Source organism: Cryptosporangium sp. NPDC051539 (genome assembly GCF_044454545.1).
Lineage (GTDB): Bacteria > Actinomycetota > Actinomycetes > Mycobacteriales > Cryptosporangiaceae > Cryptosporangium.
This window is the reverse complement of the sequence record NZ_JBITDV010000001.1, coordinates 282,405-296,411: the sequence shown is the minus strand read 5'-3', so window position 1 is coordinate 296,411 and position 14,007 is coordinate 282,405. Positions and strand designations below refer to the sequence as shown.

Below are 14,007 nucleotides of genomic sequence, written 5' to 3'. Positions count from 1 at the left end.
GGGTCTAGAACGTCTCCTTGACCGGTGACACGCGCAGCGGCTCGATCACCCCGACGTAGGTCCGGAAGTTCTGCAGCCGCACCCGGACCGCGTCGGTGACCGTGTCGCCCTTGCGGACCAGCGTCGCCCCGGTCGTGGCCTTCACGTCCCGGACGAACCGCATCCCGACCTTGAGCTGGTTGATCGTCACCGACACCGCGTCCGGCGCCTTGTCGCGCTCCTGGGCGGTCTTCAGCACCGCCTGGATCACGTCCGTCCGGTAGCGCCCCCCGGCGGTCAGCCGCGCCGCGCACTCCGGCGGCCACTCGCCGATGTCCTTCGCCGCCAGGAACTCCGTCGCGCAGGTGAAGATCTGGCGCTGCAGCTCGGCCCTCTGGTCGGGGTCCGGCTCCGGCTTCGGTGGGGGCGCGGTCGCGTCCGACACCTGACCCCCGATCCAGGCGGCGACCCGCTCGAGCATCGGGACGTCGGCCAGCAGGTCCTTCGCGACCGCCGGATGCTCCCGGTACATCGCCTTCTCCCCCGGACTGCCCTCGATGCCGCCCTCGACCCGGTGCAGGACCTCGGGCGGGATCGACACCAGCCCGAGCTGGCTCAGCCGTGCGGCCATGCGCAGCTCCCAGCTGTGGCTCTGCCCGAGCATCCGGGCCGCGCCGCCGACCAGGTCGATCACGCTGTTCGTCCGGCCACCGATCTCCGGGCTGGCCATCGCGAGCGCCTGCGCGAGCACCTTCACCGAGCCGGACAGCGTCTTCTCCAGCAGGTCGCTCTCGCCTTTCGACGCGTGGTACGCCGCCAGCGCGTCGTCGATGGCTTTCTGCAGGTCACGAGGGCTGCACGGCTTCGCGATGAACCGGAACAGACGCCCGGTGTTGACCGCCGCGATCGTCGAGCGCATGTCGGCCTTGCCGGAGAGCAGGAGCAGGACCGCCCGGGGACTGATCCCGGCCGCCTCGGCCAGGAACTCGGCGCCGTTCATCTCCGGCATCATCATGTCCGAGACGATCACGGCGAACGGGTTCGATCCCCCACGGCTGTGCTCGAGCTTCTTGAGCGCCTCGACCGGGGACAGCACCGCCTCGACCACGTACTTGGCGGCCAGCGTCCGGCGGAGCCCGTCCAGCACTCCCGGCTCGTCGTCCACCAGCAGGATCCGCTCGGCCACCGCGCCCCCCGATACGAGCCGAATGCCGGTATTGCCCGATTAGGCATTATCTTAGCGGAGAGACGTTCAGGGAGGACCGGTGCCAGGGTTGCGGGTGCTGTGCGCCGACGACGAACCGAACGCCCTGGCCGCGCTCCGCCGCCTGCTCCGCAGCGCCCGGCCCGACTGGACCCTCGAGTTCGCCGCCACCGCCGGCGACTGCCTCGCGCACCTGCGGACCGGCGCGCCGATCGACGTCTTCGTCTGCGACGCCGCCGGACCCGGCCTCGACGGCCTCCGGCTCCTCGGCACCGCGCGCGACCACTCACCCGCTACCGCCCGCATCGCGCTCTCCGGCAGCACCGACCGCACCGCGCTGCTCTCCGTCCTCGCGGTCGCCCACCGGTTCCTGCTCAAGCCCTGCCGCCCGGACGCCCTGATCACGGCCATCGACGAGGTCGCCACCGCCCGCGAGAAGGTCGGCGGCGCGATCTCCTCGTTCCTCGGCTCGGCCCGGTCGCTCCCGAGCGCCCCCACCGTCTACACCGAGCTGGCCGACGCCGCCGCCCGGCCCGGCTGCACCGCCGCCGACCTCGCCGCCGTGCTCGCACGCGATCTCACCACCGCCGCCGACGTGCTGAAACTCGTCAACTCCGGGCTGTTCTGCCCGCCCAACGAGGTCGTGACGCTCGCGGAGGCCGTCGTGCTGCTCGGCGTCGACAGCATCCAGGCGCTCGCGCTGGCCGGCGCCGCCTACCGCACCACCGCGCCACTCCCGCCCGGATTCGACCTGGACCGGCTCACCGCGCACAGCCTGCTCACGGCCGCGCTGGCCCGCCGCCTGGCCGGAGCCGAAAGCCTCGACCGGGCCGCGACCAGCGCGCTGTTCCTCGCCGCGGTACTGCACGACATCGGCCTGCTGGCCCAGATCACCGCCCGCCCGGACGGCTGGGCCGCGCTCCGCCACACCTGCGGCTCCGGCGCCGCCGACCGGGCCGCCGCCGAGGTCGCCGCGTTCGGATGCACCACCGCCCAGGCCAGCGCCTACCTGCTCGCACTCTGGGGCTTCGCCGACGAGGTCTTGCGGATCATCCTGGCCCAGCCCGGCCCCGGCCCGGACGCCGAACTGCCCGCGCGTCTGCTCGCCTACGCCCGGAACGCCGCCGCGGGCCGGCCGGCCGAGGGACCTGCGGCCTGGGAGGCCGTCACCGCCGCCGTCCTGGACGCCGGTGTTCCGTCGTGAGGCGTATCCGGTGCGTCTGGGCTTGTTATTGCGTCTAGGTTCCGACGGCCGGCGGCCGTGAGAAACGCCTCAGGACGGGCGGTCGAGCGGGAGACCCGGTCCGGAGGCCTCCAGCGCGGCGACGATCGGGGCCAGCACGCGGTCGAGGCCCCGGGCCAGCACGGTCACCGCACGCACCGCGTCCTCCTCGAAGCCCTCGACCGGGCCGTCCGGCGCCACCGGCAGCCCCGCCAGCGGCAGCGGCGCCTCCACCAGCGCGCTCGCCCGCAGGAACGGGCCTCGTGCGATGTCACGGTCGGTCGGCGCGACGAACTGGCCGAACGTGTTCGCCCAGTTCCGCCAGATCCCCTCACCCTGCTTCACGTGATCGTCACCGAACGGGCTGGTCGGCGGCGTGTCGGACGTGACCCGCGGCAGCGTCCCGATGTCGAACGGCGGCGGCGTCACCACCTGGACCCGGCCGATCAGCGTCCCGTCCCAGCGGTTGCGGACGACCTCGGCCGAGAGCACCCGCCGGTGCCAGCGGACGTAGCCGGGGGTCGCCAGCGGCGGCACCGCGATCCGCCAGGCGACCGCCGCGAATTCGACCGGCGCGATGTCGCCCCAGGCGCCGGCGAAGAAATCGTGGTGGAACCGGACGAGCTGCAGGTACCGCTCGTGCGTGCCGCGATCCAGCCGGAACACGGTGGTCATCCGCGCCTTCTCCCCGTTGTACCCGACCGGCCCGACCGGCCGATCAGGACCCAGCCTAGGCCGCGCGACCGCGGACCGCCGGGCCCCCGATCCGTGCGGGCGGGAAGCCCGGAGCGGCCCGATACGAGTTCCCGGGAAGAACAAGACTGTTATTGCGTGTTGGGCTCCCGCAGGCTGTAGCCCGGTTCGTCCGTACGACGCAAAGGTGGACTGTGACCCCGTCCGACCCCGCCCCCCAGTCCGAGCTGGCCGGCGAACAGCAACACCTCACCCGGCTCTACGACCGCCTCGACGCCGTGCGCGGCACCACCCGCCGCCGGCTGGCCGACGTCGCCGCGCAGACCGGCGGCACCGCCCAGGCCCGCAGCGAGCGGGACGCGACGTTCACCGAGTACTCCGCGCGGCTGAGCCGTCTCGACGCCGCCGAGCAGGGCCTGTGTTTCGGCCGGCTCGACCGCACCGACGGCGTGCGCCACTACATCGGGCGGGTCGGGCTCCCGGACGCCGACGCCGACGCCGACCCGCTGCTGCTCGACTGGCGGGCCCCGGCCGCCCGCCCGTTCTACGTCGCCACGAGTGCCGCGCCGGAAGGCGTCCACCGCCGCAGGCACATCGGGACCAGGGACCGGCGGGTGGTGTCGCTCGACGACGAGGTCCTGGACGGCGCGCCGGACGCCGGCCGGGAGCACCTCGCCGGCGCGGCGGCGCTGCTCGCGGCCGTCACCACCGGGCGCACCGGCCGGATGCAGGACATCGTCGCGACGCTGCAGGCGGAGCAGGACGCGATCATCCGCAGCGACGCGCAGGGCGTGCTGGTCGTCCAGGGCGGCCCGGGGACCGGCAAGACCGCGGTGGCGCTGCACCGAGCCGCGTACCTGCTGTACCACTCGGGGCGGATCGCGTCCCGCGGCGTGCTGGTCGTCGGGCCGAACCCGGTGTTCCTGCGCTACATCGGGCAGGTGCTGCCCGGTCTCGGGGAGACCAGCGTGCTCCTGTCGACGGTCGGCGAGCTGTTCCCGGGGGTGGTCGCCGATCGCGACGAGCCGGCCGCGACCGTCGCGCTCAAGGGCAGCGCGCGGATGGCCGGTCTGGTGGCGGCCGCGGTCCGGGACCGGCAGGCACCGGAGGGATCCGGGTTCGACGTGCGCGTCGGCGACGACGTCGTCCGGCTGGAACCGGCGTTCTGGACGGCGGCGGCCGATCGGGCGCGGGCGACCGGGCGTCCGCACAACCAGGCCCGCCCGGCGTTCGTCCGGCTGGTCGTGGCGGAGGTGGCGCGGCAGCTGGAGGCGCAGGCCAGAGGCCTGGCCGACCGGCTGGAGGCCGAGACCGCGACGCTGCTCGGCGACACCGACCTGGATGCGGCGGCGGCCGCGGACCTGGAGAAACTGGGCTTCGGCGAGGCCGGCGGTACCGACGCCTACGGCGAGACCGCGGTCGACTACCGCGCGGTCGCGGAGTCCGACGAGCAGGTGACCGACGCCTGCGACCGGCTCTGGCCGCACCTGACGCCGCACCGCCTGCTGGCGGAGCTGTACGCGCACGCCGACCGGCTGGAGACCGCGTCCGCGGGGCTGCTGACGGCCGGCGAGCAGGCGCTGCTGCGCCGGGAGCCCGGCCGCCCGGGATACCCCGGCGGGTGGAGCGTGGCCGACGTGCCGCTGCTGGACGAGGCCGCGCATCGGCTCGGCGCCGACGACCGGGCCGCCCGGGCGCAGGCCGCCCGGGCCCGGGACGAGGAGATCGCGTACGCGCAGGGTGTTCTGGACGTCGCGGTCGGCTCGAAGACCGAGGACAAGGAGGTGCTGACCGTCGGTGACCTGCTCGACGCGCGGCGCCTGGCCGAGCGGCACCGCAGCATCGACGGCCGCACGGTCGCCGAGCGGGCCGCCGCCGACCGGACCTGGACGTTCGGGCACGTGATCGTCGACGAGGCGCAGGAGCTCTCACCGATGGCGTGGCGGCTGCTGATGCGCCGCTGCCCGACCCGGTCGATGACGCTGGTCGGTGACATCGCGCAGACGTCCAGCCCGGCCGGGCTGCGCTCCTGGGACGAGGCGCTCGAGCCCTACGTGGGCGACCGCTGGCGGCTGAGCCGGCTGTCGGTGAACTACCGCACCCCGGCCGAGATCATGCGGGTCACGGAGCCGCTGCTGGCGACGCTGGACGTGGACGCGGAGCCGCCGTCGTCGGTGCGCGAGACCGGCGAGGCGCCGTGGCACCGCCCGGTGCCGGCCGCGGCGCTGGCCGCGGAGGTCGCGTCGGTGGCCCGCGAGCAACTGGCCGGGCTCGGGTCCGGGCGGCTGGCCGTGATCACGCCGGACGCGCTGGCCGACGTGGTCGCGAAGGCGCTGCCCGAGGCGTCCTCGGGTGACGCACCGGACCTGACCGAGCGGGCGGTGGTGCTCGGGGCGGCGCAGGCGAAGGGCCTGGAGTTCGACGTCGTCCTGGTGGTGGATCCGGCGGGCCTGATCGCCGCGTCCCCGCGGGGCCGCAACGATCTGTACGTGGCGCTGACCCGGGCCACCCAGCGTCTCGGGATCCTGCACCCGGGAGCGCTCCCGCCCGAACTGCGCGACGCCGGGCTACGCGGACGCTAGGAGGAGGTTGGCCCAGCGCAGGGCATGGAACTGGGCGTGGGACAGGTCGGACGGGCCCAAGACCCCGGGCAGGCGCTCGACCACCCCGTCGGCGTAGCGGGTGGCGATGCGCAGCACCAGGCCGAGGGTTCCGGCGCCGGACAGGAGCGCACCGCGCAGCGGCGGGGCCAGCGGCAGCGACCCGACGAGAGCGCCGATCGGCAGGCCCAGCTGCTCGGACAATCCGTCGAGCAGCCCGACCGTGAACGCCGCGTCCGGGCCGGCCCCGAACACCGCGGCGAGGTCCTGGCAGAACCGGGCCCGGCTGAGCACCAGCGACGCCACGTGCTCGTCGAGTGCGGCGCCGTCGCTGATCAGCATCAGCGTCACCCAGCCCTGGATCCGGTTGAAGCCGAGCAGCACGACCGCCTCGCGCAGCCCGGCGACCTCCCGGGTCTGCCCGGACGCGGCCGCTCCGGCCGCGGCCAGCAGCCGGTAGCTGACCGCGGGGTCCTGGGAGACCGCGGCGGTCACCTCGTCGACGGCCACGTCCTCGGCCGAGAGCAGCGCGATCAGGCGCAGCCGGGCAGCCGCGGTGCTCGACAGGCGGGGTCGTGACACCGTGTGCGCGCGGCCCACGGCCGGGCCGGCGAACAGCTCGAACCCCAGTTCGCTCGCGGTGAGGAACTCTTCCTCGGTGGTCAGGTGCCCGGCGATCGCGTGCACGTGCTCGTACGGCAGCAGTGTGCGCCGGGCCGCCTCGACGGCCGGCCGCGACGCACCGCGCAGGTCGAGCGTCACGTACCCGGCGAACGGCAGCAGGCGTTCCTGGGAGCCGAGCTCCAGGCCGGGGTCGAGCACGAACGTGAACCCGCGGCCGGCCAGCTCGGCGGCGCCGGCGGCGACCTCGTCGTCGACCCGTACCGCGGCGCTGACCGAGAGCCCGGTGTGCCCGGGATCGAACGGGACCGGCACCACGCCGGCGAGGAAGTCGCGGTTGACCGTGACGAAGCACGCCGCCTCCCCCACCAGTTCCTCGACGCCGAATTCGGTGAACGCCGCGACGATCAGCTGGGTGAGCGCGTCGGTGCGGGCCCGGGTGTCGGCGCCGCCCTCGGCGGTGTCGCGGAACACGAGCTGGTAGGCGACGACGTCTCCGCCGCGGTTGTAGATCGGCTGCCGGCCGACGTGGATCAGTGGCGGCGCCGAGGCGTCGGGGAACTGCTTGAGCACCCCTAGAAGCTACCTAAATGCCGCATAGCTACCAATGGGTCACGGCCGACGCGCGACTGAAGTTTCTTCGCGGGAGCCCTCCGCGTACCCGTCTACACCACCGAGGATCACCGAATGACTACCAACAGGGAGGTACGAGGCCCGCAGAGGATCATTCCGGGCTCACGGATCGAATCGCACCGGTGTCCGATAGATCGGCCTTGCCGGGTAATCGTGGGGAAACGCGGGCCCGGACGCGGGACGGGAATACCCGAAGTGACCCCCGAATGACCCCCCTCGCCTACTGCGCCGGCTCGGGAGACGCGCCAGGGTTGAGTACGGCGCCATATACGGACGGCTGGTGTCATTTGACTTGACCGGCAGAGCTGCCTGCTTCCCGACCAGCTACCTCGTCGTCACGGAGGCTGTATGGACGGCTATTTCAGCACCGATCGTCACCACCGGATCCGTTCCGACGTGCGGTCCTTCGCCGAGACGGAGGTCGCGCCCCGGGTCGCGGCGATGGAGAACGACCGGGGCGTCGCCCACGAGCTGTCCCGGCTGATCGCCCGGCAGGGCTGGATCGGCGCGACGATCGGCGCCGACTACGGCGGCATGGACGCCGGCCACGTCGCCAAGACGATCATCATCGAGGAGCTCTCCCGCGTCAGCGGCGCGATGGGCGCGATGGTCCAGGCCTCCCAGCTGGGCACCGCGAAGATCCAGCACTTCGGCACCGACGCGCAGAAGAAGCAGTGGCTGCCCGCCGTCGCCGGCGGCGCCTGTCTCCCGACGATCGCGGTCACCGAGCTGACGTCCGGCAGTCACGTCCTCGGCATGTCGACGACCGCCCGGCGCGACGGCGACGACTACGTCCTCAACGGCCGCAAGGCCTACGTGGGCAACAGCCACGTCGGTGACCTGCACGGGGTCGTGGCCCGCACCGGCGCCGGTTCCGGGCGCCGGAGCCTGTCCGCGTTCCTCGTCGAGGCCGACCGCCCGGGCTTCTCGGCGGCGCCCCACCGCCCCGCCGTCGGGTTGCCCGGGTTCAGCTTCGGCGAGCTGATCTTCGACGAGTGCCGGATCCCGGCCGCGAACCGGCTCGGCGCCGAAGGAGACGGGCTCGACGTCGCCTACTCCTCCAGCATCCTGGTCGGGCGCCCGAACCTGACCGCGGTCTCGCTCGGTATCCACGAGGCGGTGGTCGCCGAGACCGTACGGTTCGCCGGCTGGCAGCGCCGCTACGGCCGGCCGGTCGCCGAACTACCGACCGTCCGCGACCAGATCGGGCGCATGCAGTCGCAGCTGATGACCGCCCGGCTGGCCGCGTACCACGCCGCGCACCTGCTCGACCAGGGCGTAGAATGCGACGCCGAACTGCAGAACGCCAAACTGATCAACGCCGAGTACGCGCTGGACTCGGCCCGGCTGGCGGTCGAGATCCACGGGGCCCACGTGCTGTTCCCCGACGACTCGCCGATCGCCCGCTACCAGCGCGACGCGTTCCACATCCTGCCGCCCGCCGGGACCTCGGCGGTCCAGCGGCTCCGGCTCGCCGAGTACGCGCTCAGCCAGGTCAAGGGCGCGCCCTGGTCGACCCGCTTCCTCTCGTCGAACGCCGCCGAAACCGACGACGCCCTGGCCACGCTGCTCCCCGCGCCCCGGGCCGAGGCGCTGGTCGAGGCCGAAGCGGTCTGAGACCTCCCGGCGTCGCGGGCGCCGGGCCGCTCCCCGGGCGCCGCTCCCGCGGCCCCGGGCCTCAACGACGAGGTCCGGGGCTCTCCCCTGCCGTCAGCGGCCCAGCTCCCAGACGCGCTGCTCGATCTGCGACACCGCGTCCTTGATCAGCTTCAGCCCGGCCCGGCCCCACATCCGCCGCTCGGTGTCGACGATGCACGCCGTCCCGAGCACCAGCCCGCTGCGCGGATCGTGCACGACGTCACCGAGGTAGCTGCGGATCCCGATCAGGTCGACGACCTCGTTGCTCTCGAACCGCGGGTGCGCGCAGACGTCGTCGAGCACCAGCGCCTTGCCCCGGCCGACGACCTCCGGGCAGTACCCGTGCTCGAGGTCCATCACCCGGGAGACACCGTCGCCGTCCGCGGGCTGCGACTCCGACGGCACGTGCAGACCGGCGAAGAACTGGTGCCGGTCGGTCCGGAAGTTCACCATCGCGTACGGCGCGTACTCGATGCCGGCCAGGTTCGCGCCGTCCTGCGCGAGTTTCGTCGCGAGCGCGTCGAAACCCTGGTCCGGCGTGTCGTAGAGACCGAGTTCCCGCAGCCGGGCCACCCGTTCCGGTGCGTGGACGTCGGGCCGGGGCAGGTCCAGCCCGGTTTCCTCGTCGAAAGGCATACGTGCTCCTTGGTCAGGTGCCAGTGGCAGCGAGAGAGTGCTTCACGACCGTGATCAGCACGTCGGTCACCGATCGGGCGAGCCGCGCGTCGCAGTGCACGACCGGCACCCCCGGCCGCAGGTCGAGCGCCTCACCGATCTCCGGGCCGGTGTAGCTGTACGAGCCGTCGAACTCGTTCACCGCGACGACGAACGGCAGGTCGCGATCGAGGAAGTACTCCACGGCCGCGAAGCTGTCGGCCAGCCGCCGGGTGTCGACGAGGACGACCGCGCCGACCGCACCCAGCGCCAGCTCGTCCCACATGAACCAGAACCGGTCCTGCCCGGGCGTCCCCCAGAGGTAGAGCCGGAGCTTCTGGGCCGGGAACGAGATGCGGCCGAAGTCCATCGCGACGGTCGTCGTGGTCTTGCCCTCGATGCCCTCGAGGTGGTCCAGCTTGGCGCTGGCCGCCGTGATCAGCGCCTCGGTGGTCACCGGAGTGATCTCGCTGATCGACCTGACCAGCGTCGTCTTGCCGACGCCGAAGCCGCCGGCCACCAGGATCTTGAGCGGGATGAACGGAAAGGCCTCATCAGAGCCCTCGGTGTCAGAGGTTTTCGAGTCCATCGAGCAGTTTCTCCAGGAGACGTTCGCGGTTCCGCCCTTCGGCGGCCGCCGCGGTGCGCAACCGCACCGCACCCAGTCCGATCAGATCGGAGATCAGAATCTTGGTGACCTGGACCGGACGGCGCAGCGCGGCCGCGACCTCCGCGACCGTGCGCGGCTCCGCCGAGCACACGGTCACCGCGTGCAGCTGCTCGGGGTCCAGATGGTGCTCCGGGACCGCACCGGTGGACCGGACCAGTGCCATCAGGTCGATGGGGACGGCCGGAGCGGTCCGCCCCCCGGTCACGGCATACGGGCGCACCGCCTCGGTGTCGTCGTCCTCGACCCACGGTCTGCTTCCGGGCCACTGGTCTTCGGTCACCGGTCGTCAGCCCGCGAAGCCGTCGAGGCGATGGCTGCCGACCCGGCCCGCCGTGGCGAAGTAGTCACCGACCCTCCGGGCGAGCAGCGTCATCTCGTAGCCGACGATGCCCGCGTCGGCGTGCGGCGCCGCGAGCACCGAGAGCAGCGTGTTGCGCCCGGCCGCGGCCACGAAGAACAGCATGTTGTCCAGCTCGGCCACGACCTGCCGCACACGTCCGCCCTCGAACTGCGTGCCGAGCCCGAGGGCCAGGCTGTGGAAGCCCGAGGTGATCGCGGCCAGCCGCTCGTTGTCCGCCGTGGTGAGTCCGGTGTTGGCGTACGTCGAGATGCCGTCGATGCTGACCGCGACCGCGGTCTGGACGTCGGGAGTGTCCCGTTTGAACTCGTCGAGGATCCACGACAGGTTCGGCGTCGCGGGGGTGGCGAAGCCATTGGTCATATCGGTCATCGGTGGAACTCTCTCCTGGACGCTGACGTCAGCCCGCCGACGGCGGGGTCTCCTCGGTGTCGGCTCGTTCGCGTCCGCGCTGGTAGGAGGCGAACAGACCGGGGTTGTGGGCGCCCGGCTCGCTGGTATCGGCCGCCGGCTCGGGCCCGGCGGCGGTGCGCAGCTCCGGGACCATGTGCTGGCCGTCCCGCCGGGGCAGCGGCGGGCGGACCACGTCACCCGGCGGCAGCTCCGCCGGGTCGGCTCCCGGGTCGGCGGGAGGAGCCTCGGCGTCGGCCGGGACCCGGGTCTGCGGGTAGCCGGTGGACGCGGCCCGGCCGAGGTCGGCCAGCCGTCGCCGGTCGTCCTCGCTCAGCCCGAGAGCCCCGGTGTCCTCGTCGCCGTGCGGCCGGGCGTCCCCGGCCCGGCGCGGCAGCCCGCCGCTGCCGTTGACGCTCGGCGCGGGGGCGGTCACGGTACCCGCCACCACGGCGGTACCGGTCACGGTGCCTACCGTGCCTACCGGCGCCGGCGGCAGCGCGGACGGCCCCAGGTCGGTGCGGCGCAGCGGCTCCTCGGCCAGCAGCTTCTCCGGCAGGACGACCAGGGCCCGGTTGCCGCCGCGCTCGTTGCGCTCGAGCCGCACCCGGATCTGGTACCGGCGCGCGATCGCGGCGACGACGATCAGCCCGATCCGGCCGTCCTTGAGCTGCTCCCCCACGTCGAGGCGCTCCGGTGTCGTCAGCAATTGGTTCATCCGCTGACGCAGGTCGGCCGCCATCACCAAGCCGAGGTCGTCGATCTCGATCGAGAGCCCGTCGGGCACCAGGTCGACCTGGACCTGCACCCGGGAGTCCGGCGGCGAGAACGCGGTCGCGTTCTCGACCAGCTCGGCGATCAGGTGGATGACCTCGGTGACCGCGTGGCCGACGATCGTGCCGTGCACCGGCCGCAGCACCTTCACCCGGCCGTAGTGCTCGATCTCGGCGATCGCCTGCCGCAGGACCGTGTAGACCGGCACCGGCTTGCGGATCTGCCGGGCGGTCGCACCGCCGAGCACCGCGATGCTCTCGGCCTGCCGCCGGGCCCGGGTGACCAGGTGGTCGAGCTGGAACAGCGCGTTGAGCAGGTCCGGGTCCTCGACCTGGCTCTCCAGCGCGTCGAGTTCCTTGATCGCGCGGTGGATCAGCGGCTGCAGCCGCCGGGCCAGCGTGATCAGGACGCCGACGGGCTGGTTCGAGGTGGTCATCGTCGCCACGCCGAACGAGGCCTGCATCAGTTCCCGGACGCCGGCCTGCAGCTCGGTGAGCGGCGCCGGCCAGGCGTCCGTGGCCGGAAGGGCGGGCACCTGCGCGTCCGGCTCGTCGCCGCGGCGGATCGCCACCGCGACCCGGCCCAGCTCCTCGACCGATTCCGCCAGCGCGGCGTTGACCTGCGCGACCGCGACGACCGTGGCGTGCTGCTGCTCGTCGATCGCCCGCTGCCGCTGGTCGAGCGCGGAGCGGCCGGAGTTCTCCCGCCACTGGGCTTCCCAGGCGGCGTGCTCGGCCTTGATCCGGCTCGCCCGCTCGTCGGCGATCCGGAGCCCGACCGCACGCATCGCGCGGTTGACGGCGAGCAGCGCGCCGAGCAGCACGGCCAGCCACCCGGCCGCCGCGCCCACCCCGACCCAGACCGACGCGCCGACGGCCGCGGCCGTCACCGCCGCTCCGGCGCCGATCAGCGCGACGAGTACCAGCGAGACCACGACGATCCAGACCAGCCGGGCGCGCAGCCCCGGGGGTGCGGCGTCCGGAGGCAGCGTTCTGAGCTGCTCGGTCTTGCGCTCGGTCTTGGGCTGCTCGGTGTCGCCCGGTGGCGGGGGCCCGTCGAACGCGCCGGTCGAAGGTGTGTCATACATCGGAATCCAGCTTTCCGAGGAAGGCCAGGACGGAATCGGCCTGGCTCAGCGTCAGGAGGCGGCTGCGCGCGTGCAGCATGTCGACGAGTCCGTACTCGCTCAGCTCGCGGGCCCGCCGGACGAGCCACGACCAGTCGAGTTGCAGGTAGTCGGCGAGTGCCCGGAGGCGGCGGCCCGGGGTCGGCCCGGTCGCGACGGTGTGCGCGCGGGCGTGCTCCACGGCGTCGGTGTACGCGCGGAGCTGGGCTTTGCGGTCGGTGACGTCCACCTGGCACACGTCCGGGACGCGGAGCCAGTTCGTGACCACCGCGCGCCTCCCGGGTACCAGCAGGAAGCCGTCGATCTGGGCGTACTCCGGCTCGGTGCAGACCAGCGCGGGCACGCCCGCGCACTCGGCCCACGCGACCGCGAGGAACAACAGCAGCCGCTCGAACCCGGGGCTGCCCTTCACCGCGGCGGCCGGGACACAGAACGCGGCCACCCCGTCGGACGCCCGGTGGGCCGCCTGCCGGAGCAGCGCGTGCTGGTGCCGGAAGAACAGCCAGGACGCGGCCTCCTCGCCGCGGCACTCCCGGTTCCAGAGCGCCCAGGTGCCGATCTCGTCCGGCAGCCACCGCACGGCGTGCCGGGCGCAGCACCGCGATCCCAGCCAGGCCGCGCCCACGCCCGACAGGCCCGGCAGCGCCGCCCGAGCGACCGCCGAGAGCGGACGGTCGGCCGCGCCGTCCAGATCGGCGGCCGCCCGGCGCAGCGCGGCGTCGTCCGCCGACAGCCCGTCGTCCAGGTTGGTCAGCGCCCAGATCAGCCCGTAGGTGAGGTCGTCCAGGCGGTAGGCGGCCGGGATCGGCAGCACGTCCTCGGGGCGGTCGACGGCCAGGTACCGGCGGACGTGGGCGGCGTCCAGCGCGTAGAGACCGGCTCCGCTCAGCGCGGCCAGCACCAGTCCGCGCCGCAGCGGCCGCACGAACGTCCGCAGGTGTGCGACGTCGTCCGGCCCGATGCCGACGAGATCGCCCGGTAACGCCGACGCCTCGTAGGCCTGCACGGCCACCGTCGTGCCGTCGAAGAGGCCCAGGCCGTCCATTCGCCAGGACCCGTCCACCCCGGCCGCCGGCGAGGAGGGCCAGAGCAGCGAGTTCCCCCAGCGGGCGTCCAGGGCGAGCGCCGCCGCGCGGGACGAGAGGCCCAGCGGCCGGGGCAGCACGACGTCGTGGCTCGGCGCCGGGCGGAACAGCAGCTCGGTCTCGACGCCGAGCATCTCCTCCAGCACCACACCGGCCAGGCTCCGCGGGTCGCGCTCGCCCGACAGCCAGCGCTTGAACGTCGCCTGGGAGATGCTCATCGGCGCGGCCGCCGTGCGCTCGGCGACGCGGCGGGCGGCGTCCGAGAACTGCATCTCGAACACCGGCCAGCTCACCCAGCCGCGCTGTTCCAGCACGGCTCGCAGCAGCGTCCGCTCAGCCATGAGCCCCTTCACGGGTCGC

12 protein-coding genes are annotated in these 14,007 nt (G+C 73.4%); 3 read left to right on the top strand and 9 right to left on the bottom strand.

Annotation, left to right across the window (positions count from 1 at the left end; translation table 11 throughout):
* Positions 1 to 4 precede the first annotated feature (4 nt).
* Positions 5 to 1,165, bottom strand: a complete 1,161-nt coding sequence (locus ACIBZJ_RS01420) for a response regulator (protein WP_395924236.1) — start codon at positions 1,163 to 1,165, stop codon at positions 5 to 7.
* Between the two features lie 79 nt (positions 1,166 to 1,244).
* On the opposite strand from ACIBZJ_RS01420, the gene ACIBZJ_RS01415 reads away from it, so the two are divergent.
* On the top strand, positions 1,245 to 2,387 hold the full coding sequence (locus tag ACIBZJ_RS01415) for an HDOD domain-containing protein (protein WP_395924234.1): 1,143 nt from the start codon (positions 1,245 to 1,247) through the stop codon (positions 2,385 to 2,387).
* A gap of 69 nt (positions 2,388 to 2,456) precedes the next feature.
* Here ACIBZJ_RS01415 and ACIBZJ_RS01410 read toward each other — a convergent pair whose 3' ends face one another.
* On the bottom strand, positions 2,457 to 3,080 hold the full coding sequence (locus ACIBZJ_RS01410) for a hypothetical protein (protein WP_395924232.1): 624 nt from the start codon (positions 3,078 to 3,080) through the stop codon (positions 2,457 to 2,459).
* Between the two features lie 212 nt (positions 3,081 to 3,292).
* Here ACIBZJ_RS01410 and ACIBZJ_RS01405 point away from each other — a divergent pair, with 212 nt between their 5' ends.
* The gene (locus ACIBZJ_RS01405; protein ID WP_395924230.1) at positions 3,293 to 5,680 is read left to right on the top strand and encodes a HelD family protein; all 2,388 of its coding nucleotides are present in this window, start codon (positions 3,293 to 3,295) and stop codon (positions 5,678 to 5,680) included.
* Here the strand turns inward: ACIBZJ_RS01405 and ACIBZJ_RS01400 are convergent.
* Complete coding sequence (locus tag ACIBZJ_RS01400) at positions 5,666 to 6,892, bottom strand: EAL and HDOD domain-containing protein (RefSeq protein WP_395924228.1); 1,227 nt, start codon at positions 6,890 to 6,892, stop codon at positions 5,666 to 5,668. The genes ACIBZJ_RS01405 and ACIBZJ_RS01400 overlap by 15 nt on opposite strands.
* 408 nt (positions 6,893 to 7,300) lie before the next feature.
* Here ACIBZJ_RS01400 and ACIBZJ_RS01395 point away from each other — a divergent pair, with 408 nt between their 5' ends.
* The gene (locus tag ACIBZJ_RS01395; protein WP_395924226.1) at positions 7,301 to 8,569 is read left to right on the top strand and encodes an acyl-CoA dehydrogenase family protein; all 1,269 of its coding nucleotides are present in this window, start codon (positions 7,301 to 7,303) and stop codon (positions 8,567 to 8,569) included.
* 93 nt (positions 8,570 to 8,662) lie between these two features.
* Here ACIBZJ_RS01395 and ACIBZJ_RS01390 read toward each other — a convergent pair whose 3' ends face one another.
* From ACIBZJ_RS01390 to ACIBZJ_RS01365, 6 genes are read right to left on the bottom strand one after another with little or no spacing between them, the layout of a single operon-like run.
* Positions 8,663 to 9,226, bottom strand: a complete 564-nt coding sequence (locus tag ACIBZJ_RS01390) for a GAF domain-containing protein (RefSeq protein ID WP_395924224.1) — start codon at positions 9,224 to 9,226, stop codon at positions 8,663 to 8,665.
* Between the two features lie 13 nt (positions 9,227 to 9,239).
* Positions 9,240 to 9,833 (bottom strand): GTP-binding protein, encoded by a 594-nt coding sequence (locus tag ACIBZJ_RS01385; protein WP_395924222.1) that lies wholly within the window; start codon positions 9,831 to 9,833, stop codon positions 9,240 to 9,242.
* A complete protein-coding gene (locus tag ACIBZJ_RS01380; RefSeq protein WP_395924220.1) occupies positions 9,814 to 10,194 on the bottom strand; it encodes a DUF742 domain-containing protein in 381 nt (126 codons plus the stop codon). The genes ACIBZJ_RS01385 and ACIBZJ_RS01380 overlap by 20 nt, the downstream gene beginning before the upstream one ends.
* Positions 10,195 to 10,200: 6 nt before the next feature.
* Positions 10,201 to 10,644 carry a roadblock/LC7 domain-containing protein gene (locus tag ACIBZJ_RS01375; protein WP_395924218.1) on the bottom strand — a complete coding sequence of 148 codons (444 nt, stop codon included), beginning with the start codon at positions 10,642 to 10,644 and terminating at the stop codon, positions 10,201 to 10,203.
* A gap of 28 nt (positions 10,645 to 10,672) precedes the next feature.
* A complete protein-coding gene (locus ACIBZJ_RS01370) occupies positions 10,673 to 12,523 on the bottom strand; it encodes a sensor histidine kinase (RefSeq protein ID WP_395924216.1) in 1,851 nt (616 codons plus the stop codon).
* A complete protein-coding gene (locus ACIBZJ_RS01365) occupies positions 12,516 to 13,988 on the bottom strand; it encodes a hypothetical protein (RefSeq protein ID WP_395924214.1) in 1,473 nt (490 codons plus the stop codon). The genes ACIBZJ_RS01370 and ACIBZJ_RS01365 overlap by 8 nt, the downstream gene beginning before the upstream one ends.
* Between the last annotated feature and the right edge of the window lie 19 nt (positions 13,989 to 14,007).

Bases quoted from the DNA above. Each gene is read 5' to 3' on its own strand.
- ACIBZJ_RS01410 (WP_395924232.1), bottom strand. From the start codon at position 3,080: ATGACCACCGTGTTCCGGCTGGATCGCGGCACGCACGAGCGGTACCTG.
- ACIBZJ_RS01395 (WP_395924226.1), top strand. From the start codon at position 7,301: ATGGACGGCTATTTCAGCACCGATCGTCACCACCGGATCCGTTCCGAC.
- ACIBZJ_RS01390 (WP_395924224.1), bottom strand. From the start codon at position 9,226: ATGCCTTTCGACGAGGAAACCGGGCTGGACCTGCCCCGGCCCGACGTC.
- ACIBZJ_RS01385 (WP_395924222.1), bottom strand. From the start codon at position 9,833: ATGGACTCGAAAACCTCTGACACCGAGGGCTCTGATGAGGCCTTTCCG.
- ACIBZJ_RS01375 (WP_395924218.1), bottom strand. From the start codon at position 10,644: ATGACCGATATGACCAATGGCTTCGCCACCCCCGCGACGCCGAACCTG.
- ACIBZJ_RS01370 (WP_395924216.1), bottom strand. From the start codon at position 12,523: ATGTATGACACACCTTCGACCGGCGCGTTCGACGGGCCCCCGCCACCG.
- ACIBZJ_RS01365 (WP_395924214.1), bottom strand. From the start codon at position 13,988: ATGGCTGAGCGGACGCTGCTGCGAGCCGTGCTGGAACAGCGCGGCTGG.